General features: G+C 45.4%; 17 protein-coding genes. 1 reads left to right on the forward strand and 16 read right to left on the reverse strand.

All coding sequences use genetic code 11. From position 1 onward, the window contains the following. Positions 1–91: 91 nt before the first annotated feature. From BMZ56_RS06035 to BMZ56_RS06105, 15 genes are all read right to left on the reverse strand, one after another. Positions 92–706, reverse strand: a complete 615-nt coding sequence (locus BMZ56_RS06035; RefSeq protein ID WP_090625477.1) for an RNA polymerase sigma factor — start codon at positions 704–706, stop codon at positions 92–94. A gap of 228 nt (positions 707–934) precedes the next feature. Then, the gene (locus BMZ56_RS06040) at positions 935–2,089 is read right to left on the reverse strand and encodes an alpha/beta hydrolase (RefSeq protein WP_090625480.1); all 1,155 of its coding nucleotides are present in this window, start codon (positions 2,087–2,089) and stop codon (positions 935–937) included. Positions 2,090–2,147: 58 nt separating this feature from the next. Then, complete coding sequence (locus tag BMZ56_RS06045) at positions 2,148–3,155, reverse strand: Gfo/Idh/MocA family protein (protein ID WP_090625484.1); 1,008 nt, start codon at positions 3,153–3,155, stop codon at positions 2,148–2,150. A 222-nt stretch (positions 3,156–3,377) separates the two neighbouring features. Continuing rightward, positions 3,378–4,811 carry a sulfatase gene (locus tag BMZ56_RS06050; protein WP_090625486.1) on the reverse strand — a complete coding sequence of 478 codons (1,434 nt, stop codon included), beginning with the start codon at positions 4,809–4,811 and terminating at the stop codon, positions 3,378–3,380. Between the two features lie 21 nt (positions 4,812–4,832). Next, complete coding sequence (locus BMZ56_RS06055; RefSeq protein WP_090625489.1) at positions 4,833–6,248, reverse strand: sulfatase-like hydrolase/transferase; 1,416 nt, start codon at positions 6,246–6,248, stop codon at positions 4,833–4,835. Between the two features lie 19 nt (positions 6,249–6,267). Further along, positions 6,268–7,707 carry a sulfatase-like hydrolase/transferase gene (locus tag BMZ56_RS06060; RefSeq protein ID WP_090625491.1) on the reverse strand — a complete coding sequence of 480 codons (1,440 nt, stop codon included), beginning with the start codon at positions 7,705–7,707 and terminating at the stop codon, positions 6,268–6,270. An 8-nt stretch (positions 7,708–7,715) separates the two neighbouring features. After that, a complete protein-coding gene (locus BMZ56_RS06065) occupies positions 7,716–9,215 on the reverse strand; it encodes a sulfatase-like hydrolase/transferase (RefSeq protein WP_090625493.1) in 1,500 nt (499 codons plus the stop codon). Positions 9,216–9,266: 51 nt separating this feature from the next. Further along, positions 9,267–11,009: a RagB/SusD family nutrient uptake outer membrane protein gene (locus tag BMZ56_RS06070; RefSeq protein ID WP_090625808.1), complete on the reverse strand. Its 1,743-nt coding sequence runs from the start codon at positions 11,007–11,009 to the stop codon at positions 9,267–9,269. Positions 11,010–11,042: 33 nt separating this feature from the next. Then, entirely contained in the window at positions 11,043–14,453 is a 3,411-nt protein-coding gene (locus tag BMZ56_RS06075; protein ID WP_218146478.1) for a SusC/RagA family TonB-linked outer membrane protein, read from the reverse strand. Positions 14,454–14,600: 147 nt separating this feature from the next. Continuing rightward, positions 14,601–15,749, reverse strand: coding sequence for a FecR family protein (locus tag BMZ56_RS06080; protein WP_090625496.1), 1,149 nt, complete (start codon positions 15,747–15,749; stop codon positions 14,601–14,603). A gap of 38 nt (positions 15,750–15,787) precedes the next feature. Beyond that, the gene (locus tag BMZ56_RS06085) at positions 15,788–16,387 is read right to left on the reverse strand and encodes an RNA polymerase sigma factor (RefSeq protein WP_090625499.1); all 600 of its coding nucleotides are present in this window, start codon (positions 16,385–16,387) and stop codon (positions 15,788–15,790) included. Positions 16,388–16,407: 20 nt separating this feature from the next. Then, positions 16,408–18,792 (reverse strand): alpha/beta fold hydrolase, encoded by a 2,385-nt coding sequence (locus tag BMZ56_RS06090; RefSeq protein WP_090625501.1) that lies wholly within the window; start codon positions 18,790–18,792, stop codon positions 16,408–16,410. Positions 18,793–18,827: 35 nt separating this feature from the next. Next, positions 18,828–19,817, reverse strand: a complete 990-nt coding sequence (locus BMZ56_RS06095; RefSeq protein WP_090625504.1) for a Gfo/Idh/MocA family protein — start codon at positions 19,815–19,817, stop codon at positions 18,828–18,830. A gap of 27 nt (positions 19,818–19,844) precedes the next feature. Continuing rightward, positions 19,845–21,227, reverse strand: coding sequence for a BNR-4 repeat-containing protein (locus BMZ56_RS06100; RefSeq protein WP_090625507.1), 1,383 nt, complete (start codon positions 21,225–21,227; stop codon positions 19,845–19,847). Positions 21,228–21,442: 215 nt separating this feature from the next. Further along, on the reverse strand, positions 21,443–22,522 hold the full coding sequence (locus BMZ56_RS06105) for a LacI family DNA-binding transcriptional regulator (protein WP_090625509.1): 1,080 nt from the start codon (positions 22,520–22,522) through the stop codon (positions 21,443–21,445). A 404-nt stretch (positions 22,523–22,926) separates the two neighbouring features. Here BMZ56_RS06105 and msrC point away from each other — a divergent pair, with 404 nt between their 5' ends. Beyond that, on the forward strand, positions 22,927–23,421 hold the full coding sequence (gene msrC, locus BMZ56_RS06110; RefSeq protein WP_090625512.1) for a free L-methionine (R)-S-oxide reductase MsrC: 495 nt from the start codon (positions 22,927–22,929) through the stop codon (positions 23,419–23,421). Here msrC and BMZ56_RS06115 read toward each other — a convergent pair. Next, a complete protein-coding gene (locus BMZ56_RS06115) occupies positions 23,389–25,218 on the reverse strand; it encodes an ABC transporter ATP-binding protein (protein WP_090625514.1) in 1,830 nt (609 codons plus the stop codon). The two genes, msrC and BMZ56_RS06115, sit on opposite strands and share 33 nt — an antisense overlap. Positions 25,219–25,255 lie beyond the last annotated feature (37 nt).

Consider the following 25,255-nt stretch of genomic DNA (forward strand, 5'->3'; position numbering starts at 1 on the left):
ATTAATTGGTGCCGCCAATCAGCTTTTACCAGATGAATATGTCGGCTAATTATCTATAAAACAGGAAAGCGACGGTTTGGGGGTAGGTTGATTAAGAGAAAAAATAAAAAAAAAGAAAAGCACTAAAATGGCTTATTTTTGGTTTGATTATTTTCAGTGCATTCTGCACCTGCTTTTTTACGGTTTGATAAGAGAGATTTGCCTGCTGGGCAATCTCTTGATGGGAAAGTTCTTCTTTGCGGCTCAGTTCAAAAATTCGCCGCATTTTAGGAGGCAATTTTTCGATTTCAAGCTCAATTAGCGCTTGCAATTCTTTTTCATCAATCCGGTCAACCGTATTGGGATCGACCTCATTGACGAAAGATGTTATTGATTTCAGGTATTTTTGGCGGACTTGGCTTTTCTCTATTAAATTAAAGACCAGATTTCTTGCCGAACGGAAAAGGAAACCTGCCAGATTCTGATTCGATTGGATTTGATCGGCTTTAAGCCAAAGTTGGCTGAATATTTCTTGCACACCATCTTTCGCATCTTCCTCATTGCGCAACATCTTGAATATATGGGTATATACGGAACCCCAATGGCGGTTATAAATCGCCGTAAATGCTTGTCGATCACGCAACCTTAATAGAGATAATAGTTGCTCATCTGAATAATTTGCATATTCATTTGCGCAAGCAGGAAGATGACCATCAAAATGCACCATGTTAACAATTCACTTAATCTACTTATAACCAACGCCCATCGGGTACGCACCCGAAACCACGAAACCGAAAGAAAGGGTCACAACCGTCTCTTCTTAGTTTAAAACCTCAGATTGTTTATAATTTATAAATGGTAACGTAACCGCTAATTAAAAAAACAGCCGTTGGATTTGCAAGTTTTTTTATAAAAATTCCTCGTTTCCTTCTAAAAAACCAAAAGTTCGATTGGTTTATTCTGTCAAAGACAGCGAAGGTTTCAAAAAATACACAAAAAAATCACCTAGTATTTTATTCGACTGTACATTGGGATCGTGTTTTTCTCTATTTGTCATCGCCACCCGGTTTTCGAAACCCAGAAATTTATTTACTTGGATGGCATGGTTGAGCGGTGTCCATCGTTCTACTCCATCGGAAGATCCCCCCGAAACCAAGAACGGTCTCGGTGCCATCAGCGCATGTAACTCATGCAGGTCATAGCCCCCGCGGACGAGTTTAGGATAAGCCCCCTTGGCATTGGCTAAATCACCTGTTTTTCGCCATACGTTTTCCCAGGGAGTCGGATAATAACCCAGGTACCAAGGCTCCCAATAGTTTACACCGCTCCCTTTCGTATCGTCGAAGACGACCCCCGGATCTGACCAAGCCGCACAGGCAAACTTATCAAATAGGCAGGAGGCAAACATCGCCCATTTTCCACCAAACGAGTGACCGGTAATACCGATACGTGTCGAATCTACTCCGGACACTTTAGCCAGCACATGCCAGGCATTGGCAGCCGCATAGGCCAGCATGGACAGCGGCTGAACCGCTGCATGTTCAAGGGAAGGGTAATAAAGCGAATACTCCCGTCGTTTAGACGCCTCACGGGTGCCTAGGGATAAGGTAATAAACCCTCTTTTGACTAATTGCCGCGCAAAGTCGCGCTGGGGCTTTCCGCCGATGCCTACCGCAGTCTCGGGCTCATAAAACACGGTAATCACCGCTGGGCGCTTACGTTTGTTGTCTCCATCTGGAATTAGTAAATAACCGTCCGTCCACTCATTCGGCAACCATTTAAACCGTACGTGGTGCTGCGCATATCCGTCTTTTTGAACGGTCGAGTCAATGGTCAACTTCTGCTGTTCCAATAACGGAGGCCATGTGCCCATCAAGCCGTGCCACTGTTCCAGAATTTCTTTACGGCGGCGCTGCCAATCGTCCTTCGTTTTCACCGATGTACCATCGTAGAATTGCAAGGGCGAACGGAAATCGCCCAATTTCCCGCTCAGGGAATCGGGAGGGCTAAAGAAGGGTACGATTTCTTTCCACAATGTACTGTCCTGTGCAGAACACAAGATAGGCAGGAAAAACAGCGCTATCAATAAAAAGCACCTTGAAATTTTCATAAGTAAACGGTTAGTCCCAATGCTGCAGGGTTTCCTGTCTGTTTACCATTTTTAAATCTTAGCTATTCAATAAATTCTGAACATTTACGGCCACACCACCCTTTCGTTTACTTTCATCCGCCGCCGCCATAAATGCTACCAGTTCGGTGGTTTCCGCCGGATTGACCGGAACGATGCCGGTATCAAAAAAATCAACAATACGGTAGAGAAGCGGAAGATATCCGCCAAATTTCCCGATTGCCTGTTGTCCCTCTGTTCCGTAGGCCATTCCGCCATACCCGCCTTTCCCTGCCCGGATTCCACGGAAAACCCCTACCCGACCATCGGACCACGTGCCGACCACAATATCCGTTCCTTCAGCGAAGGTGCGGCGGACTTCTTTACAACCCGTTCCCAACAGTGCAAATAACATTTCGACACCATGTATGCCGTACCAAAATAAATCGGGGTGCGTGGCTTCCAGTGTTGCGGGAGCAAATGCATCCACGCCGGTAATGTCTCCTATTAATTTTCCTGCAGCGAGGTCAGAAATGTTTTCGACATATCGCAACGAAGACGACGAAAACGTAGGAACGTTGTGTTGTTTTGCTGCTGCGAAAATAGCTTTGGTATCTGCCAATGAGGCGGCAATCGGCTTGTCGATAAATACCCGTTTACCTGCCTTAAACACAGGTATCGCCTGTTCCAGATGCAGCCGTCCATCGTTTGTTTCCAGCAGAACCACATCCACCTGGTCCAACAATGCCTCAATTGAATCGACGATCGCCACCCCCAAATTCTTCACTTCATCAATGTACCCAGGAATACGCTTTGCACTGCTCTCAATCGTTTTACTTCCATAAGGGTATGCTGCTACCACCCGATAACCGTTTAGCTTACTATCCGGCTGACTGGCATTCAATGCCTTGGCAAATGCGATACTGTGCGACGTATCCAAGCCAATAATTCCCACGCGCTTTCCTGCAACAGCCTCCCGCGAAAAACCAACGTTAGCAATAGACATTGCAGATAAGCCGACCCCCATTGCAGTCAAGCCTTTTAAAAATTTTCTTCGATTTACTTCCATGGCTTATTAATCTATATTTCTTCCTACACATTACGCGTACGCATACGTGTCGTTTTCGTTCGAAATACTATCATTACCTCCTAATCCGTTTATAATTGATATCGGTAACGTACCCGCCAATTACGTTAATATTTTTTTCACTTCCAAATGTTATTGAATTTTTCACGGAAACATTTACTATACGCGTTTTTGCCCATATGAATTTTTGATCTCTCTCACTGTCTATTGGGTGTTTAAATCATTCTTCCGGACCGATTCCAATTTCTGTTTCAATTGAATCTGTAATTTACTCACAGCCGATTGGTACGCAGGGAGGCCAGCCAGATTATTATGTTGTTTCGGATCATATTCCATATCATACAACTCCATTCCCTGCTCCCCTTCCTCGCCGTATTGGATGTAGCTCCATTTTTCCGTGCGTAACAGGAACGCTTTTCCGTTTTTACTTACCGAAAACGCAGCATCCCTTACTTTATGTGTCGGATCATTCAATGTGTTTACCAAGCTTTTTCCCTGCAGCTGGGATTCAGCCGTCAGCCCGGCAAGTTCCGCAAGAGTAGGGTACAGGTCTATCAGCTCAACCAACGAATGGCATATAGCCGGTTGCTTCCCCGGCACCTTAATAATTAACGGAACCCGTACCGATTCCTCATGCAATCCCACCTTCATCCAAAAATCATGTTCACCCAGATGATAACCGTGATCGGAAGTAAAAATGACTACCGTATTATCCTCCAGGCCTTCCTCCTTCAATGTTTGAAGGATTTTACCCAATTGCGTATCCATATAAGATACCGTGGAATAATAGGCGGCAATTGCCTTTTTTTCCTGTTCCTCACTCATCATTCCGTTCAGGCTTGTCACATAGTTAATACCCGGCGCCGGGATATCGTCCCAATCGTTTACGACTTTTGGCGGCAATACCACCTGTTCATATGGATACGCGCTAAAGTATTTTTTCGGTGCCACAAACGGAACATGGGGACGGAAAAACCCTGCCGCAATAAAAAAGGGCTCGTCCTTGTGCGTACGAAGCAAATCCGAAACTTTATCCGCAGTTTTCCCATCGGAATAATCGGCATCATCTCCATCCGCTCTGACAATGGACATTAAGTTATTGCCTTGTTTAGGAGGTTCCAGACCATAAGGATTTTTTTGCACGAGTTCGCCCTCCCCTTCAGCGTTCCACAACGGATCCTGACTGTTAAACCGTTCATCCCAGGAAGCCTCATCGTCGGTACCATCGGCACCTTCGATGATGTCCTGCGTCCCCATGTGAAAGATTTTGCTTACCCGTGCCGTATAGTAGCCATTGTCCCTAAACAACTGTGACCAGGACTTTTTATCTGTCCCTACATTTTCCCGTCCACTTACGTAGCCATACGTACCCGTAGCGGTGGGATAGTACCCAAACATCAAGGATGCCCGCGAAGGACCGCATACCGGATATTGTGAATACGCATGCGTATATTTTACACCGCTAGCAGCCAGACGGTCAATATTCGGTGTGCGGGAAGCGGCATTGCCATATGCCGAAACCGCGGTAGTCGTCAGGTCGTCAGAAATGATGAATAATACATTAAGCTTATCGTGTTTTTGCGCAACACAGACGTGCAGGTACGTGAAAAAACAGCATAGAATGGTGAATGCTCTCATTATTTTATTTCGTAGTTATTGTCACTTTGGCCGACTCATAAACGAATCCTCTATTTTCAAATAGCTTTCTATTTCCTCTTTTTTCTGTACAAATGCGCCATTTAGCTTTTCGACGAGGTCAATACGTTTTTTGGCAAGATCAGTTGTTTCAGCTATATCATCACGCAGATTATATAATTGCCACGCTTTAGCAGGTTCATCTCTAATAATTTTCCAATCTCCCCAATGAAGCGCTGCAAAGTTCCGATATTCAAAAAACAGTGTTGCATGTGGAGAATGGGGGCTCTCTTGTGTTAATACAGGCAAAGGATTCTTGCCGTCTATAAACCTGTCTTTTGGCAGTTCAGCCTGGGATAGCTTAGCGCATGCCGGAAATAAATCCAAAGACCAAAGGCGTACATCGATGACTGAGTTTGCTTTCACTTTTCCAGGCCACCTTACCAAAGCCGGGACTCGTATTCCCCCCTCCCACAACGTGACTCCCGCTCCTTTTAACGGGGCATTTGATTGAATATCCAAATAGGGATAAAACGCGCCATTATCTGAATAAAGAAACACAAAGGTATTTTCAGAGATGTTCAGTGAGTCCAACGTATTCAATACCCGGCCAATGGCCATGTCAATTGCGGTAACCACCGCATTAAACCGCTTCTTAGGATCTTTTTCATCTGGGGAAATCCCATAGGGTTTAAAGGCATAATCAGGTGCTTTCCATATATTTTCTTCGTCAGGACCAATATTCCGTTCGCCAGGATGGTGCGGGGCATCAAATGGAAGATAAACAAACCACGGTTTCGCTTGTGAGGTGTTTTTCCTGATAAAATGAATAGCAGCGTCCGCAAATAGGTCGGTACTGTATTCTCCGTTCCTGTTAATGGCTTCCGTATTGTGATGAAGGTCTTGTTTTCCTGCATATACATGAGAAAAATGATCAGCATTGCCTGATGCAATGCCCAGATATTCGTCAAATCCCCTTTCGGTCGGTCTTGATCCAGGTGCAAAACCAATATTCCATTTTCCAAAAGCTCCCGTTGCATATTCCGTTGGTGCCTCTTTTAACATTTCGGGGATCAATATTTCAGATTGCCGCAGACCAATCCCATAATTCCCCGCTATACCATTCAGCTGATCAACCAGTTTATGCCGTTGGGGGATTCTGCCTGTCATCAACGAAGCTCTCGATACGGTACAAGTTGCGCCTGCAGTATAAAAATTTGTCAGGCGTGCCCCCTCCAAACCCAGCTGCTCAATGTGGGGAGTAATAATTGGAGATTCTTTGTTATAAACGCTAAGATCACCATACCCTACATTGTCGACTGTGATGATCAGTATGTTGGGAGGTCGATTGGGAGGCCGGCCACTAGTATGTGCCCATAATGGGTTGCTGATCCCAGTATTCAGCGTTAAAAAAAACAGTAAATAAATGTTTCTTATCATCAGATAATTAATTTATCACTCACTTGTAATCTTCGCCGCGGATGCTCCTGATGACCGACCGTTGCCAGTCTAAAAGTGCTTTCCGCATCTTTTCGACTCTATCGGGATAACGGTCCGCTAGGTCATGCTCCTCCCGGACATCACTTTTCAGGTTGTACAGCTCCAGGACTTCCCCCTCCTGGTACAGTTTCCATTCGCCATCAATCCATGCGAACTCACCCGAGTAAGGATAACGGTCCAGGCCCACATAGGCCATATCCGGCGGATTCAATAAACCTTCATTCAGCGAATCGGCCGGCAGCTCACCCGACAGCACTCGCTGGTAGTCCTGAATGATCTGATCGCTTTTCATGCCCTTCCCCTTAATTTCTCCATAATCCCAGAAACCAAGCGGTTTAGCTCTGCGAGCCATCCTGTCATGAAGCAGGGGTACAAGGCTGATTCCATCCAGCGGATATTTGATGCCCGATAGGTCTACACCGGCCAGTTCAAGAACCGTAGGGAAAATGTCTAACGTGCTTGCGGGCATGTCCGAGATCCTGTGCTCGATCTTCCCCGGCCATTCGATCAGTGCAGGTACGCGGATCCCCCCTTCATGCAGCGACCCTTTTTGGTCCCGCAACGGACCGTTATCGGCCTCGGGCAGCTTCCCACCGTTGTCACTCGAAAACCAGAGCAGCGTCTCATCTGAAATCCCCTTGCTTTTCAACTGGTCCCGCAATTTCCCCATGGCCCGGTCGATTCCGGTCAACTCCCCATAATAGTTCTTCAGGTTCTCCGGCTCGTCCGCGTACAGGTCTTTTAATTCTTCCGAGGCCTGGTGGGGAAGATGGGGAGATCCCAGCCAGATAAACACAAGAAACGGTGATTCTGCCTGCATGGCCTTGTCAATATATTCCAAAGCCAGGTCCACCGTTACTTCAGAACTCTCTCCTTTCAGGTGCACCGGTTCGCCGTTCTTGCTCATCCAGGGGTCGTTCTCATAAAAGTTCGCCGCTGCGCACCAGGTGTCAAAACCCCGAGCCCCGGGGTTGGTCGGGTGATCCGAAGTGATCGATCCGATATGCCACTTGCCAAAAAAGCCCGTTTGATAGCCGCTTGCTTTCAGGTGGTTAATGAAGCTTTGCTCTTCCGGCCTGAGGATGTGCCCCCAGGAAAAAACGCCCGTTCGCGTAGGGTACCGGCCCGTGATCACCCCCGCCCGCGTCGGGGAGCAGACCGGTGCGGTATAAAAACGGTCCAGCCGCAACCCATTCCGTGACATGTCGTCCAGGTTCGGGGTTTGTACATTACTGTTCCCCCTGTAGCCAACATCCCCATACCCCTGGTCGTCCGTCATCACGATGACGAAATTCGGTCTGGAAGGGAGCTGTTGACCCTTTACAAGACTCAAGGGAAAAATAAAAAGGAATAGGATGGACAATTTGGTTGACAATACCTTGTGAATTAACTGTTTCATATGATCGTTCAATATATGTAATTGTTTGTCTGAACAACTCGTTTATTTTCCTCTATTGCTGAAGCGTGTTGAACCTCCCGCTGTTTCTGACTAAACGTTTCTCTTAGCTTCTGAACCAAATCTGGTCTGGACAGGGCAAGGTCATTTGCTTCTGACACATCCTCTTTTATATTAAATAACTGCCAGGCGTCATTGGTATTCTCCCGAACTATTTTCCAATCCCCCCAATGTAAAGCATCAAATTCCCCTATCTCGAAATACAAAGTAGCATGGGGTGAAAATGCTGTTTCTCCAAGAAGTACCGGTAAAGGGTTTTTCCCGTCAATAACACGATCTGCTGGTAGTTCAGCTCCGGATAATTTAACACATGCGGTAAAAAAGTCAGGAGACCACAGGCGGGTATTGATCAGGGAACCGGGTTTTATCTTATTGCCCCATTTTACGACGGCCGGGATACGTATTCCTCCTTCATACAACGTCGAGCTCCCTCCTCTTAGCGGTGTATTTGTGCTGAATTGAACGCCCATGATACGCTCTTGGACAGCCTTTACATTAGCGCCATTATCTGAGTAAAAGAAAATAAAGGTGTCTTTTGATATGTCTAGTGAGTCCAATGTACTTAGAAGTCGGCCAATAGCCCTATCAATTGCCGTAACTACGACATGATACCGCATGATGGGGTCTTTTTCATCAGGCGAAATCCCATAGGGTTCAAAAGCAGCATCCGGTGCTTTGAAGATAGGGAGTTCATCCGGTGGAATGTTTCGCTGCCCGGGCGAGTGCGGGGCATCAAATGGCAGGTAGATAAACCACGGCCTGGACATCTTTGCATTCGTTTTTATGAAATCGATGGCTGCATTGGCAAACATATCTGTACTGTATTCACCTGACCGGCTAACGGCCTCCGTATTATGATACAGATCAGGATTGCCGGCATATACGTGTGTAAAATGATCCGCATTGCCTGAAACGATTCCTAAGTATTCATCAAAACCCCGGTCCGTAGGTCTTGAGCCGGGCGCAAAGCCGATATTCCATTTCCCGAAGGCTGCTGTTGCATAATTTCCCGGGCTGTTCTTGATTACCTGAGGAAGTAAAATTTCTGATTGACGCAGCCCAATCCCGTAATTGTCGGCTAAACCATTCATTTGATAATCCAGTTTATTCCGTTGCGGAATCCTGCCTGTCAATAGGGTAGCCCTTGACGTCGTGCATGTTGCTCCGGCTGTATAAAAGTTAGTCAGTACAGCTCCTTCTGCTGCGATTCTATCTAAATTGGGCGTAATAATGGGTGACCTTTTATTATAAAGTTTATAGTCACCGTACCCTACATTGTCGACTGTAATGATGATGATGTTGGGAAAGGATTGTTCCAGATTTTCATTTGGAAAATCCAAATTTTTTGCTTTTTTATCATAGCCTTGGCCATATAATGCCATTGGAAATATAAAGTGGTATCCCATAAGCAAAATAAGGATCCGGGCTACATACAAACCTAATGTATCCATCGTCTGATACTTTAAAAGCCACTAAAAGAGCTATTGTAATTTCTAAAAACGTTACTCAATGATCTCTAAGGGTGGAACATTTCGTTCTGTTCCGGAATAGCCTTTATTTTGATTGATAATCCCCAACGTATTTTCCGAGATGACGGTTTCAGGGATGGGCCACAACGCATTATGTGGAGCGATTCGATACGATTGTTGTCCCCACGAAAAATTTATCTGAAAAAAGAGGTTTTTGGCCATCACTCTATCAAAAAACCAGTTATTCTGACTAAAGTTTTCCAGATTATATCCGTTCATGTTCTGTCTCGCCATGATAAAAGATACTCTTACCAGCTCACCGTGCCTGGGTTCTTCCGTAGCCAACTCGCGGGCACGTTCATCAAAAATAAAATCAATGGTAACATCATTAGCGGTTATGGGCAGAGCACCCGCCCTTTCGCGGACTCTATTCAGATCCATCGCTGCCTGGTCAAGTTCATTTTTCCAGAAATAAGCTTCGGCCCTGATGAGGTATGTACCAGCCAAGCGAAAGATGTAAATATCTCCGTTTCCTCCCCCTGTATTTTGCCCGGGGTAATAAGTCTTATAATGGGGAAAAGAAAAGCTATGCTGAAACGTATCAGCCGGAGTGGCAAAATTCGAACGGTCAACAGGTTTTCCAAAATCGGGAGAAGATGGATTGTTGTATAATAACTCATTCCATTCCACCCAATTCGCGTCGCTTCTTCTTAAGTCATGCTGATAATCCCAGATTTCGTAAAGATAATAAGGTGTCAAACGGGCATTCGCATTTCCTCTCTTATATGTTTCGTATTGTTCACCCACATCTACCATCCCTGCACCTCCGCTATGATCCCGGACTTTTGCATGCCACCAGGCCGGATTATATGCCTGGGGTAAAAATGAACCGACCTCCCGGGCTCCATCAGGGTCCTCAACCCGATCAATTACGCTGAATATCGTTTCTGTATTGGCGGAATTATTAATATTAGCCGGCCTAAAAAGGTCCCATATGACATTATATCCAGAGTTGCCCGCATCTTGTCCGAACCGCGCTGTCATCAATGCGTAAGGTCCTTCGATCACGTTTGTAGCTGCAGTTATTGCCTTGTCAAAATCTAGGTTAGCCAATGAAATCTTGGCTAATAAATGATTGCCGGCACCTTTGGTCGTTGCCCCCGGCTGCGCTGATACCGGAAGCCACTGCACGGCCCATTCCAGATCCGCTTGGATCTTGTCAAGTATCGCCCACCTGGAATGGGTATAAAAATCCAATTTCGGACCGGTTATTTCCTCCCCGATGAACGGTACATCGCCATAAGAGTTTACCAAGCGGTAATACCAGTATGCCCGATAAAAATAAGCAGATGCCAGTAAGTGGTTCCTCGTTTCTTCCAGATCCCATTGTACCTCATCAATCCTGGAAATTAACACATTGGCACTCCTTATGGAATTATAGGCATGCGTAAACAGCTTACCTGGATAATCATGGGTACCTCCATCTCCCGCCGGCGTTAATACCTGTGGAAAATCTTTTACTACGGCATTTGCCAAGGCTCCCGGTACCGCCATATCTGACATAGCGTATTCATTCACCATCAGGGAGCGACCATTATAATGCTCCTGCTTAATATCTTTGCTCATCGTCACCACTAATGCTTCAAAGCCTTCTTCATTAATATAGACGTTTTCTGGTGCATAAAAAGAAAGAGGCTTGGGTTTCAGCCAGTCTTTTGAACATGCTGTAAGAACTAAAAGCAAAAATAACAGCGGTATATTGGTTATTCCTTTCATGTCTTTATAATTTATCATTGTTAACTAATGAACTTAGAAAGTTACATCCAGACCAAATGAATAAATCCGGGGCATTGGAGAGCCTCCCGATTCCGGATCCCAGTCTTCCCATTGATCAAAGCTATAGAGATTCCGAACAGCGCCAAAGATCCGCGTATTAGTCAAATTTCCCTTCTGAATAATCTTCGCTGGTAATTTATACGACACGGTAAAATCCTGAATTCTTACAAAAGAGCGCGGAAAATACAGGTTGTATCCCCCGCTATAGGGCGCAGCACTAGCGGTTAATGAACCATATTTATTTGATGGATTAGCCGCGGTCCAATAGGGAACTGCACGCATTCCTCGTCTGTCATAAAGCTCGGTATTATTGTGTTTAAATTCGGCTATACTACCGATATGGCCAAGATCGGCACGAATAAAAATGGATGCAGAAAAGTTTCTTAAAAACGTAAAGTCATTTCTTAATCCAATCCGGTACCGGGGTTGCCTCCAACCTATGAATTGCTTATCAACTAAGGTTGAATAAACCTTATCCCCGTTCACGTCAACAGCCTTATAGTCTCCTGGTAAAAGTCCGTACAGGTTTGCTTCTTCTGCTTCACTTTCCTGCCAAACTCCTGTGATCTCGTAATCCCATACTCTGTCGATCGGTTGTCCGATAAACCATTGATTGGAAATATCTGAAATCTCCCGTCTTACTATTTCCCCATCTATCTCCACTTCTTCAAAATCTCCGAAAAGCCTTTTGATCTTATTTCGATTTAAGGAAAAAACCAGGTTTGATCTCCATTGGAAGCTTTCCCTATTGATATTTTCCGTCGTAATGCCTAATTCAATTCCCCTGTTTTCCAACTCACCTAGGTTTGTTGTAATATCATCAAAACCTGTTATGCGTGGCAGGTTCCGCTGCATCAACAGATCCAAGGTCGTCATTTGATATGCATCGAGGGTAGCGTTGATCCGATTATGGAGTATGCCCAGATCAAAGCCCAGATTATAAGCTTTCGTTTTTTCCCAGACCAAACTGGGATTTGCCAAAGAGCTGTTAAATACCCCAACCAACACTTGCGAACCGTTGGAGTATAAATTTTGAGATAAACGTGCCAGTGCAGCGTATCGCCCGATTTCCCGGTTTCCATTAATGCCCCATGATAGTCTTAATTTCAGATTGTTAATCAGGTTACTTGAGAAAAATTTCTCTTCGTCGATCTTCCAGGCAAATGCTAAAGCAGGGAAAGTTGCCCTTGGGTTCTTTTGACCAAAAGCCGAATAACCATCCCTTCTTAACGAAGCGGTTAGTAGGTATTTATCTAATAGTGTATAATTTAGTCGGGCCATCAGGGCGTCGCCTGTTGATTCGTTATCATCATTTCTGATTACATCGTTAGCGGAAAATTGTAGCCCATGAAAGGAAAGGTTTTGGTTAGGACTGAAATCTTCCCCGCTTTGAAAAGAAGACCAGTTTCTGAACTTCTCAATATTGTAAAGGAGCGTTACGTCGAAATGATGTAAGCCAATCTTTCTATTCCATTTAATGAGATTATCTACCATCCATTCATACATCTGGGAGTCCTCACGGGTACCATACCCGTTAATATGAGTTCGCCCTCCGTTAATCGTTCTCGAATCCCAAAAATTATGATCTTTGGTGAACGACAATCTGGGTTGGTAGGATAATCGGTAATTAATGCCAAAGGGAAGTTTTAATTCAGAATAAATAACACCAAACAGACTATTTGTGGTACTTAATCTATCTTGGTATTTATGATTGATCAGTGGGTTTTGACCTCCCTGGTAATCGTTTGGGAACCATTTTAACGTACCGTCTTCATTATACATGGAACCGAAGGGGCTGGAGATCAGCATTTGTTCCACATTTGCCGCCACGGCACTTTCATCCCGATTAGCAAACTGCGTGTTAACTCCAACCGTTAACCAGTCAGTAATTTCCGCATCAAGATTCAATCTGGAACGTATCGTGGAAAATTCATCTCCCACGATGATACCTTCATTATCAGTATAACCTAAAGACCAGTAATATTTAGCCCTTTCTGATCCTCCGCTCAAACTGATATCATAGTTCTGTCTAAGCCCTTTTTGTATAACCTCATCATACCAGTTGACACCGGTCCCGGCTATGTAATTTTCAACTTCAGCTGGAAAGAAAAGGAGTCGGTTAAGCCATTCTTTTGTGATGTCCGCGTTGGGATTGTTATTGTAGTTTAACCACTCCTCTTTACTGATACCTGAAGGAAGATCGTCCGGATTATGAAAGTAATAATCAACAGTGTTGGGGTTCGTCTGGATCAATAAATCCCTTCTGAAATCGGTATATTCTTTTGCCGTTAACGCCCGGATGTCTTTATTGGTAACTTCCGTAATACCTATCGTGGATTGAAAATTGATTGACGGCTTACCCGTATGGCCTTTTTTTGTCGTAATGATGATAACGCCGGAGGCCGCCCTTGAACCAAATACAGCTGCAGAGCTCGCATCTTTCAAAATATCAATTGCCTCAATATCTTTCGGATTTATGTCTGCTAAGCTACCGTTGAAAATCACGCCGTCCAATACGATTAATGGTTGTGTACTAGCGCTTAATGATGTTTGTCCTCTGATTTCCAATGAGCTCCCTCCTTCAGCAGAAGTAGCTTGATTCGCATTAAAGCCAGCTACCGTACCTGTAAGCATCTCGCTTAGCTGCGTCATGCTTTGATTTTCGTACGTTGTTGCATCGACACGTGTAACCGACCCTGTTAAATCACTTTTCTTTTGCGTGCCATAGCCAACTACAACTACTTCTTCTAAATCGCTAACTGATAAATTCATTACAATGTCTATAGTTTGTCGGTTTCCTACGGGCTGTTCCATAGTGTTGTAACCAAGCATGGAAAACATCAACGTACCATCATCTGCAGGCATATTTATACGGTAGCGACCATTGGCGTCAGTTTTGGAAGCTATAGAAGTACCTTGGATGATTACCGTTACCCCCTCCAGCGGTTGACCCTCTTCGTCGGTTACAAGACCGGTAATCGTTTGTTCCTGTCGCAATGCTGCTGAGGTTCTAGCAAGGGTTGGTAATTCTTTTAGCGTTATGGCGATAGATTCACCACTGATTTGGTATTGCAATGGCTGCTCTTTGAATAAAATAGCCAAGGTTTCGTCTACGCTTTTATTCTTGACTCGGATGGTGACAGGACTGGCCTGATTTAGCTCCTTTTCGTCATAAATAAACGTATAACCAGACTGCCTGCTGATCTCAACCAATACTGTTTTCAGCCGAATTTGGTGATGATTTAAGCTAATGCGTTGCGCATGGACCTTAGCCAATGCAACCGTAATGGATGCAAAAAAGATAATTAGGGTCAATTTCATGGCTAAATAGATTTGTGGCGATACCGGATCATCAAGGTGGTATCGAAGTCTTTCGCTTTTCATTTCTTTTGCTTCATGAGCAATACAGACGTTCTCGATAGAAATCGTTACGTTTGTATTGTTGGGTTTAAACTTTGGTTAATGCATTTTTAATGAAGTCACTCAACATACTGTCTGAGGTGTTGCAACCACCTCGGCAGTTTTTTGTAATTATTCTATTGTTATAACCCTCCTTCCTTCTACGTTAAACTTCAATCCGGTTTTCAATTCGATGGCCTGGAGTACTTCCCGTAGCTTGGCATCTCGCGGGATGATGACCGACAAACGTGTCTCACGTCGTGGCCACATCGTCACTTCCACATCATACCAACGCTCCAGCTGTTGCAGCAGTTCGACTAAATCTGAGTTGCTAAGCACATAGATACCATCTTTCCACGAAATCGCTTCCATCACATCTACCTGCCTCACCTCAATTTCATTGTCTCGCAGAACTGCCTGTTGCCCGGGCATGAGGGTTGTGGCGGATCCACCGTTGCTCTTCTCCAATCGGACACTTCCTGTGACCAATGTTGTCGTAATTGCCTGTTCGTTTTGATAAGCTTTTACATTAAATGATGTACCCAGCACAATCAGCTCCTGTTCTTGGCTCGTCACCACAAATGGATGTGAGGCATCAGGTACAATTTCAAAAAACGCCTCGCCAGTTACTTCCACCTCCCGTCTGTCTCCTGTAAAAGCCGTTGGATAGCGCAACACCGACTCAGCATTCAGCCACACTTTACTACCATCGGGCAGCGTTACCTGATACTGTCCCGCCCGCGGAGTCGAAAGGGAAACGTATTGTACCTCTTTCGCCTGAACGATGGCCGTACCATCTACATATACGATCCCACCGCCTTCCATAGCGATCCCTGTTTGGTCTTCGCTCAATGCAATGGCCGGGCCGTTGTCTAACACAAGTTCAGCGCGGTTTTTGCCGGGTTCTATTTCCTGTGCACGGGGCGCTGTGACCGGGCCTTCCGAAACCGAATCTCCAAAGAAAATCCAACTGCCGATACCCGCTATCAGGAGACCCGAAGCAGCTATTCCCAATAGCATACGGTTACCACGGAGGTGTTTCGGACGGCGGCGTGTTTTTCGTTTGAGCGATTTTCTTACCCAACGATCTACCTCGTCTATCTGTACTTGATGCTCATCGATATCCAATTCAGTATCCAGCTCATTTTCAATCAATGCTTTTAGGGCGTCTCCCTCGTCATCGATATCAAAATAACTAAGCAGAGCTACCAAATCTTCTTGGGTATAGTTACCACTAAGGTATCTGGCAAAAATGTACTTAATATGTTCCCGACCTTCCAAAACAAGTGCTTTGTAGGTTTATACAATCCTGAAAGGATTTATGGGTACATAGAAAATAAAAAAAACAAAATTGATATGGAAAATTCCGCGTAGCTTGCTATTCTTTTCCTCAGAAATTGATTTGCTCGCTTGATATGGGTGTGTATGGTACCGATTGATATATTGAGTTCCTTGCTAACTTCGTCGTAGCTTTTCCCGTGGAGTTTGCAAAGTGTATATACGATCCGTTGTTTAGCGGGCATCCGTTGCAGTATTTCGCGGAAACGTTGTTCGTTTTCCTTCTCCAATAGATGGGTTTCAATATGTTCGTAACCCGCTTCAGTCGCCGGATAAAGGTAGGCTCTTACTTTCTCATCGTGAACCGCTCTCTTAAAGATATTATACGCATTGTTCGTTGCGATCTTAAACAGATAGGCTTTAATGGGTTTATGCTCGTCTACACGTTCCCTGTGTTCCCATAAAGCCAAAAAAGTATCCTGTACGACCTCCTTAGCCAGCTCGGCAGATTTCAGCAAACGGAGTAAATGCCCGATGAGTTGCTGGTAATACGCATTATAAATAGTTTCAAAAGCTGTTTCATTCCCCTTCCGTAGCTGCTGAAGTACATATTGTTCATTGATGGGCGTTAATCTTTTCATTTTCAGTAGCGTGAAATACCTTACATCGGTTCGTCAACACACGACGATATCCAATGAATCATTCCCTGTTTCTGCTCGCTGGTAAACCGGTTAAAACCCAGCGGTGTTTCTAAGCTGAGTGCGTCCTCCGCACCATATAATTGATACACACCCCGCGCTTCTTCCACACACTTCCGTAGCGCATCGGGATTGACATGCCGGTCTAGCGTCGGCGAGTTTATCCATACAGGTCTGGGTGCAACGGCTGCAATAATTTCGTTGAAATCTGTTGGGATATGATCTTCTTTACCGACAAAAAAACCAAGCCTGGGAAGCAAGCCATGCAAATGAGAAAACGCCAAAATACCCTCACGCTGCCCATCCCCCTGCATATCTCGAAACGATGTGAAAGCACTGACCGCGGCAACTCCGGCTAGCCGATCATCCAATGCCGCTGTAAACAGGCCGACGGTTCCTCCCAGGGCATACCCAGCGATATAGATATGATCGGAATCGATAAAATCCAAGCTTTCTGCTGCATCAATAGCCGCGCGTGTATCCGCAACCATTTTACCGAGCTTTGACCACCGTGGATATCGCTCATAAAATAACGTACCCTCGTCAATCCGTTCTCCGTACCCTAACAGATCAATTGCCAGCACAGCGACTCCCTTCGAAAGGAATCCCTCAAACAGGTCGCGGTATCTCATCCCGAATCCCGTATTTGCATAGTCGTGTAAAAAAATAACAACCGGCAACTTTGCCCGGTTTCCGAATTTCATACCACCGGATTCGTCAACGGGGTAGTACAGTGAGGCAAAAAGGTTATCGCCTACAGCGTTCGAGTAAGGCCCCAAACTTTGCTTTTTACCATTGCGAACGACCGGTCGATCAATGAGTTTACTCAGGTAATCTTCCGCGGGCACCAATTGCTTCAACGAGTCGCCTTTCAAACCCGGAGGCTCTTCTCCCAACAGCCATTGAACTCGCTCCCGGACTTCTTGCTTCGTTTGATTCCAATCCAACGTATTTACGAAGGTCTTCTTTTCATCCAACAAACCAGGAGCCTGTGGAAATTGGTCGGGATTAATTCGTTCCCCGCTAAGTTCCTTCCATTTATCAAAAGAATAATCGTATACCAGCTTGTTTTCCCACGGAAGTTGTCTGCGGCTGAATCGGATGTCAAGCCAGTCTATATAGGCTTCAATATCTCTTGCGGAAACGCTATGTCCGCCGTCGCGAAGGCGGACACCCACATTGTTTGGCGCACCTAAAAACGCGTATACGCGTTTTACAGACTTAAAATTTTGCTCGATCGCCCACGGATCGCCCCCGCCACCTTCTCTTACGGAGGAACTCATCAGTAAGGCATTGGGAGCTATCAGCGCCATCAATGAGTTCTGATCGATGGGAAGTTGGTGCTCACGTCCCGCATAAAAGCGCAAACGAGGGTGCAACCACTGCGGCCGAATGGAGCACAGGAAATCGATGGATTCGTTGTCATACCGTTCGTCCGTATATCGATAAGGAATCTCTCCACCTGTGCCTCCGCTGCTGCTAATCACCGCTGTAATTCTGGGATCAAACGCCGCAGCAAATAGCGATTGCTTTCCATTTCGTGAGTGGCCTGCCAGTGCGATCTGTTGTTTGTTGACCTCTTCGCGCGTGTATAGATAGTCAACTGCTCGTTGCGCTCCCCAAGCGCGAGTCATCAAGATGCTCCAATCGTATTGGGGATATAATTTTTGATACGACTCCGTATCGTCGTTGATATCCGCACCAGCATATAGACATCCGATATATCCCCGTCGCACTGCAATTTTAGCCCAGACCCGGTGATTCCATTGTGACATAAAAACCGGGAATGGTCCTTTGCCGGGGGGTATCAACAATTCAAGGGTAAGCTTAGCCGCTTCTGACTCACCAAACCGCAACTCCACCTGCTGTATTTTCACACCGTTCTCCGATCGCTCCGATAAGATGTGTGCCCGTAAATTATTGGGAGGAGGGGGAAACGTCCCCGAAAACAAATGTTTCACTTGCTCACCTATCCAAGCCTTCTTTTTTTTCCAATCGGCTAGGCTTTCAATCCGTTGACTTTGTCCGTTTTCTTCCCACATCAAAGGATCAGGTAAAAACGCATTGACGGGCAACGTATCAAAGTCCGGAGGTAATTCCCCGGTACGTTGCTGCCAATCATCCCACGTACTATCCCGATAGCTAAGCCTTACGAAAGAAGAAAATACGTCGCGCGGCCTATTCGTTGGATGCGGATACCGAATTAATCGCAGTTGCTCCAAATACGCTTTCCGTTTGGTTGTATCGGTCTGCGCACACACTTCCCACGCGTTCTGTAAGAACACAACAAGCAGTGTCAGCTTAAAAATTGCCGATTTTAATTGATAAATGTATAGTTGGCAAACCATAGCTTCGAAATTATGCGCTAGCGGCTACCGCTTCCTTAACCAAGCTCTGCCAATGCCACTTTGGCACCACCTCGGGCCTTACTGAGATCAGCGGCCGTCATAAACCGATAAATCTCCAACGTTTCGTTTGCATCCACTGGAGATTGTCCTGAGTCAAAAAATTCAATAATCTTGCTCAATAATGTATCGTATCCCTTATAGGGGCCCAACGTCAGATCTCCCTGCTCTCCATAGGCTGTGCCGCCGTATGTATGCTTACCTGTACGCGTACCCCGGAACGTACCGATACGACCGTCCGCCCAAGTGCCCACCACGATATCCGTACCTTCGGTATGGACACGACTTAGTTCTTTGCATCCAACTCCCATCAAGGCAATCAGCGATTCCACACCATGGATTCCATACCAAAATAAATCAGGATGATGAGGTTCAATCGTCGCCGGGCTATACGTATCCGCTCCTAAGATTTTACCTATTTTACCGTTAATAGCGTCCTGAATCGTGCCCATGTACCGCAGCGATGACGTGGAAAAAACCGGAACGTTACGCTTTTCAGCCAAGTTGTAGATTTTCCGAACATCTTCGAATGAAGCCGCTACCGGCTTATCAATAAACACCGGTTTCCCCGCTTCGATAACTTCTATGGCCTGTTGCAACCTCGGATTACCGTCGTTGGTCTCCAACAATACATAGTCAACTTCTGCTAACAACGTGCGAATGGAGTCAACAATCTTCACTCCATAGGGTTTAATTTGCTCAAGGTAACCAGGGATTCGGCTGGTGCTGACTTCAATCGTACTTCCGTATGGGTAAGCCGCCGTCACCCGATAACCTGAATTGCTTAATGCACTTGAAGAATCGTTTAATCCTTTCGTAAATGCCATACTGTGTGACGTATCCAATCCAATAATCCCAACTCGCTTTCCTGATGCAGGCATCTGACCACTGACCGCCTTTGCATACCCTGCCATTCCAATACCGGCGGCCGCCAGTGATGCATTTGTGATAAATTTTCTTCTATCCATGATGTATTTATATTATATTTAAATGTACTATTCCTTTTCTCGATTCGACCTGTGAATGCGCAACATCGTATCAAATTTTGTATAATGGTTGTAGTGTCCTGTCATCCATAAAACAACCGGCGGTCTACCTGCTGGTAATTTTACGGCATAAGGCCGCACATTATGGGTGGATGAATGAACGGTGAGCGGAGTGGTGTCCCATCCGGTCGTCCCTTTCTTCCAGTGCTCCAATTCAAAATAGCCACCTATTTCACGCGATAGATAGACACTACTTACATCGCTGTGGTCAATGACAAGACCTCCCGAATAATGCGGTTCCCTAACCGCTTCGCCTGGCGCCACTCGCGGCATCCACCCCCCCGCTTTGCAAATTTCCTCATCCATCCATCGGTCGCCGTCCCACGAGGCGTAGTGATATCGATGATCCGTGTCTTCCGGAAATGTCGTATAACAAACAACCGGTTTGCCGTCGTCGCCCAAAGCCACGTCAGCTATCCAACTCCGCACTCCGTTTTGCTTCCCATCGTAAACTTTGTCAACTGATTCCCGCAAAATAGGCAGTTGATCCATCTTTGTTAGGAGGCGACCATCGGTTTGATAAAATACTCCTTTTTCATAATACATATGATAAACCGAATTGGTCGGCTCCACACCGGGATGACCATCTGTGAAAACCAGGTCAATTCGGCTAAGGCCGTCTGAGCTGACTTTTAGATACGGGCGATTTTTGGTCCCTTTACTCGCAATGAGCACGTGGGGTTCGCTCCACGTATCGCCTTGGTCGTCGCTATATGCAAAAGTTTGCTGCCAATCGCTCCCTCTCCAAAAGACATAAATCCGGTTTTGTTCCCCGGCTAGCATAACCGGATGAGAATACGTGATGCGATCTCCCCCAAATGGAATGATCCGTTCGTCGCTCCACTCACGAATATCTGCTGGCCTTTTACTTTTGCGCATAAAAAAACGCCCATTATGCTCCGTATAAAAAACAAGGATATGGCCGTCCGGAAGAATAAGTATCGAAGGTACATTGTGGTCATCCACTTGTAATCTTTCGTGCAGCACAAACGTAGTTATCTCATGCGTCAGAAAATCATTGGCGCCGATGACCACATCTCCCTGACTGCTGATGTATCCAAAATAGACTTGTTCATGTGTCCCTGCATGGTAAACGGCTCTTGGATCAGAAAACCAGCACCATGCTGCGTCATGAGAAACGATTGGATAATCTTCTCCCGAGCGCTGAGCAAATCCGCTGACGGCGCTTAAAAGCAGAACCGCAAATAGCAACATCGTTAGAGCCGGTTTCCCCGCCATCGAAGTTCCTTTACCGGAGATCATTGGAGAGGCGACCATTCCAACACCTAATACGGAACTACTGACAATAAACTTTCTCCTAGAAATGTCCATAATCGTTAATTATACCCTTCGTTTTGTTGCAATACATCCGACCTAACCTCTGCGTGTACGCACCCGCAATCCGTGAAAATAAAAGATGGCGAAGCACGCTTCGATTTCATTTGCTCCTTAGCCCAATTTGATAATTTGTTTATAATCGTATCGGTAACGTACCCGCTAAATAAGCGAATCCATTTTGAATTTGCAAGACTTTTTATGGAATCAAGTCAATTTTTATAAAACTCAAAATTTTCTTTTGTGATAATATCAATCGGCATATATTGCTCCTTTTCAATCTTCCTATCTGCCACCACATGCTGAAATAACGACATAATACCCAAATATCCTTGCTCCTCGGGTTTTTGACCAATAAGAAAATCAATCGTGCCATCTTTTAAATAGTTGATATTTTCTTCAGACAAATCATATCCAATCAGGATTTGATGGTGCAGTGCGGTGCCGCGAAGATATTTTGCAACGCTCTTTACTCGGGAGTTGGTAACAAAAAAGGCATCTATATCCGTATGCGTTTTTAGGAAATCATCCAGGAGACTACTGACAGACTCATCGGTTGTGTTGGTGATATCTATCTTTTCAATGGTAATACGGGCTTCGGAAGTGTTGGTATCTTCGATGTAATGCCGAAAACCTTCTTCTTTACGAAGCAGGTGGTGATAGGCATCGATTTCCTTGGATATATTGATGATCAACACTTTTCCCTGCTTCAATCCAAATCGAACGAGTTGACCGGCTTGGTAGCCACTCTTATATAAGTGAGGACCAATGTAAGTAAGGCTGTTCTTGCTTGGCACGTCAGAATTGATAAATACATAGGGAATTTGCCGGTCTTGACAGATCGAAGCAAAATTAGCTGCTTCTTCAATAAACGAAGGAGCCACAATGATGCCATCATAATTATCTTGGGCGATGCTACTGACATGTTTGACAAACGTACTTTTATCATTGAGATCAAACAGATATCTATCCAAGAAAATACCATATTGTTTGATTTCCTGATAGCCACGCTCTAGACCGTCCAATGATGCTTTCCAGTAATCGGTTTCCCGGGCATTGGGAATTAAAAAAGCAAAGCGATTCGTCTTCTTCGAGGCCAGCCGACTCGCCAGAATATTAGGCTGGAATCCAATTTCTTTAATAATCTCATTGATTTTCGCCCGGGTAGTCTCCGAGACACCTTTCCGATTGTGGATAACACGGTCAACCGTAGCTATTGAAACGTTAGCCCGTCTCGCTATTTCTTTCACGCCAGAAAGATGTCCCGTTGGTTGTCTTTTTTTCAAGCTCATAATAATGCCAAAAATAACTGATTTGTTGAATTTCTAAAATGGCGGATATAGTCTGCTTGCTTATCCTACCGAGAGTCAGCGTTTTTTAATGTTTCCGGCCAGTCTCAAGAAAGCTTTCTCAATAGCCGTTTTAAAAAATTGAATCAGATTTTAGATGCCGGATAAAATACAGCTATTTTCATCGTATTTTTTATCGTATTTTCATCGAATAATAACGATGAAAACACGATGAATTTATGATATAATTACGTTTAATGATAAAGTTATAATCAACTTTGATTAAGTTTTAAAAAGTAACTTTTTAAAATACATCCTCAAAACATCTAGGTTACTTCCCCCGTCGCGGGGTGGTACATTGCGTAAAATTTTCGATATTTTTGTCCGATTATCAGTTCTTATTTACTATGGCAGAAGAATTCTACGTAACAGCGGGAACCAAAGAAGAGCAATATCAGGCGTTATTGCCCCAGATTGATGCGTTGATTGCCGGAGAGCGCGATCTGATTGCCAATATGGCCAACCTATCTGCGGTACTCAAGGCGCAGTTCGATTTCTTTTGGGTAGGTTTTTATTTGGTTAGGAAGGATGAATTGGTACTCGGCCCTTTCCAAGGCCCTCTGGCTTGCACACGTATTGGTAAGGGCAAAGGCGTATGCGGCCGGGCCTGGGAACAACAGGAGATACTCGTCGTACCGGATGTGAATGCCTTCCCCGGTCACATTGCATGCAGTTCACAATCAAATTCGGAGCTAGTAATACCGCTCATGAAGGAAGGGGCCGTCATTGGCGTATTGGACGTAGACAGTGAGTACCTCGACTACTTTGACGAAGTGGATGTGCGCTACTTGCAACGGATCGCGGAACGATTAACGGGCTGTATCCAACTGAAGCCTATATAAATGATGGTACAGTCCATCTCCTTTTTCCATCAGCTCTTCATGCGTGCCGGAGGCCACCACCTGTCCACATTCGACCACCACGATTTGATTGGCCTCACGGATGGTAGAAAGGCGATGGGCAATGATGATAGACGTACGGTTTTTCATCAACTCTTCCAACGCTTGTTGTACCTGACGTTCGGATTCCGAATCGAGCGAAGAAGTTGCTTCATCCAAAATCAAAATGGCGGGATCTTTGAGCAATGCCCGTGCGATAGCAATCCGTTGTCGTTGCCCGCCGGACAATTTTACGCCACGCTCCCCCACGACGGTATCATATCCTTCGGGGAAATCCATGATAAAATCATGTGCATTTGCGCGTTCAGCAGCGGTGATGATTTCGTCAGCGTCGGCTGAAAGACGGCCATACGCAATATTTTCACGAATGGTTCCACCAAAAAGCAGCACATCTTGAGGCACGATGGCCACCTGGCTACGAATATCAGTCAATGGGTAGTTGTCAGCTTCGCGGCCATCGAACAAAATACGTCCGCTATCTGGTTTGTAAAATTGCAACACCAATGCGGCGATGGTCGACTTACCCGTGCCACTTGGTCCTACAATCGCTATTTTCTCACCCGCCTGTGCCTTAAATGAAACATTTTTCAGCACAGTAATCTCCCTGCGCGAAGGATAGGAAAAGGTAACGTTTTCGAAGGCAATAGTTCCCTTTATGGGATTTTTAATCGCCTTTTCTTCTTCCAGCAAACCGACATCTTCCTGTTGTTCGTCAAGAATTTCGATGACCCGCTCACTTGCGCCGATTGCTTTCTGAATATTCGCGTATAGTTCCGGAAAACTACCCATGGAACCGGCTACAAATATGGAATACAGTATATAGGTGGTCAAATCGCCCACCGAAATACTACCTGCGGCAACCAAAGACGACCCATACCAAATAACGGCAACCACCGCACCGAAGAGGCAAAAAATAATAAACGAGGCAAAGATGCCGCGATACGTAGCACCCTTGACAGCAATTTTGACAACGGCGTCAAGCGTACGGGAATAACGTGACGCTTCATAAGCTTCATTAACAAAGGCCTTGACGTTGCTGATGCCCTGCAAGGTTTCCTGAACCACGGTGTTGGATTCGGCGAGCTTGTCTTGTGCTTTGCGGGAAAGCTTTCGGATATACCTGCCGAAAATGACGGCAACAACCACCAATATGGGCAGAATGCTCAAATTGAGTAGCGTGAGCTTGGCGGAAACAATGAATAACCAGCACACTCCGCCGATCAATAAAATGATCTGCCGAATCATTTCTGCCACCGTCGTCGTCATGGTATCTTGTATCTGTGCCAAATCGGCCGACAGGCGGCTGTTGAGTTCGCCTACCCTCCGGTTAGCAAAAAAATCAAGGGGAAACGTAATCAGGTTGTAATAGGAATCACGACGAATGTCTGCGAGCGACTTTTCTGCGACTTCGACGAAAAGACGTATCCGGAAAAAAGATACCACGGATTGGACAAACAGGATCAAGAAAGAAATCGCACCGATCGTATGGATCTCGACTGCAAGCCAGTCGTATTTCACTTTACCCTGGGCCGCATCAATCATGGCTCCGAGCAAGGCAGGAAAAGTAAGTGCAGTAAGGCTTGACAAAAACAAAAATACCATCCCCACGATGAATTTCGTCCGGTAAGGTCTTAGGTAGGCTAGTAGTTTAGCTGCTTTTCTGAGTGTTGTCTTTGTAAGTTTCGGTTTGGGTAGGTCCTCCGATGGCGTATCCCCACTATTTAACCGTTGTCTTGCCATGTCCTATAATTAAAAACTATAGGGGCAAAAGTAATGA

This window comes from Parapedobacter indicus, assembly GCF_900113765.1.
GTDB classification, from domain to species: domain Bacteria; phylum Bacteroidota; class Bacteroidia; order Sphingobacteriales; family Sphingobacteriaceae; genus Parapedobacter; species Parapedobacter indicus.

What these genes read in the sequence shown, in the direction of transcription:
- BMZ56_RS06055 (WP_090625489.1), bottom strand. Translation starts at nt 6,248, where the DNA reads ATGATAAGAAACATTTATTTACTGTTTTTTTTAACGCTGAATACTGGG.
- BMZ56_RS06115 (WP_090625514.1), bottom strand. Translation starts at nt 25,218, where the DNA reads ATGGCAAGACAACGGTTAAATAGTGGGGATACGCCATCGGAGGACCTA.
- msrC (WP_090625512.1), top strand. Translation starts at nt 22,927, where the DNA reads ATGGCAGAAGAATTCTACGTAACAGCGGGAACCAAAGAAGAGCAATAT.
- BMZ56_RS06065 (WP_090625493.1), bottom strand. Translation starts at nt 9,215, where the DNA reads ATGGATACATTAGGTTTGTATGTAGCCCGGATCCTTATTTTGCTTATG.
- BMZ56_RS06040 (WP_090625480.1), bottom strand. Translation starts at nt 2,089, where the DNA reads ATGAAAATTTCAAGGTGCTTTTTATTGATAGCGCTGTTTTTCCTGCCT.
- BMZ56_RS06075 (WP_218146478.1), bottom strand. Translation starts at nt 14,453, where the DNA reads ATGAAAAGCGAAAGACTTCGATACCACCTTGATGATCCGGTATCGCCA.
- BMZ56_RS06095 (WP_090625504.1), bottom strand. Translation starts at nt 19,817, where the DNA reads ATGGATAGAAGAAAATTTATCACAAATGCATCACTGGCGGCCGCCGGT.
- BMZ56_RS06035 (WP_090625477.1), bottom strand. Translation starts at nt 706, where the DNA reads ATGGTGCATTTTGATGGTCATCTTCCTGCTTGCGCAAATGAATATGCA.
- BMZ56_RS06070 (WP_090625808.1), bottom strand. Translation starts at nt 11,009, where the DNA reads ATGAAAGGAATAACCAATATACCGCTGTTATTTTTGCTTTTAGTTCTT.
- BMZ56_RS06045 (WP_090625484.1), bottom strand. Translation starts at nt 3,155, where the DNA reads ATGGAAGTAAATCGAAGAAAATTTTTAAAAGGCTTGACTGCAATGGGG.
- BMZ56_RS06050 (WP_090625486.1), bottom strand. Translation starts at nt 4,811, where the DNA reads ATGAGAGCATTCACCATTCTATGCTGTTTTTTCACGTACCTGCACGTC.
- BMZ56_RS06060 (WP_090625491.1), bottom strand. Translation starts at nt 7,707, where the DNA reads ATGAAACAGTTAATTCACAAGGTATTGTCAACCAAATTGTCCATCCTA.
- BMZ56_RS06105 (WP_090625509.1), bottom strand. Translation starts at nt 22,522, where the DNA reads ATGAGCTTGAAAAAAAGACAACCAACGGGACATCTTTCTGGCGTGAAA.
- BMZ56_RS06100 (WP_090625507.1), bottom strand. Translation starts at nt 21,227, where the DNA reads ATGGACATTTCTAGGAGAAAGTTTATTGTCAGTAGTTCCGTATTAGGT.
- BMZ56_RS06085 (WP_090625499.1), bottom strand. Translation starts at nt 16,387, where the DNA reads ATGAAAAGATTAACGCCCATCAATGAACAATATGTACTTCAGCAGCTA.
- BMZ56_RS06090 (WP_090625501.1), bottom strand. Translation starts at nt 18,792, where the DNA reads ATGGTTTGCCAACTATACATTTATCAATTAAAATCGGCAATTTTTAAG.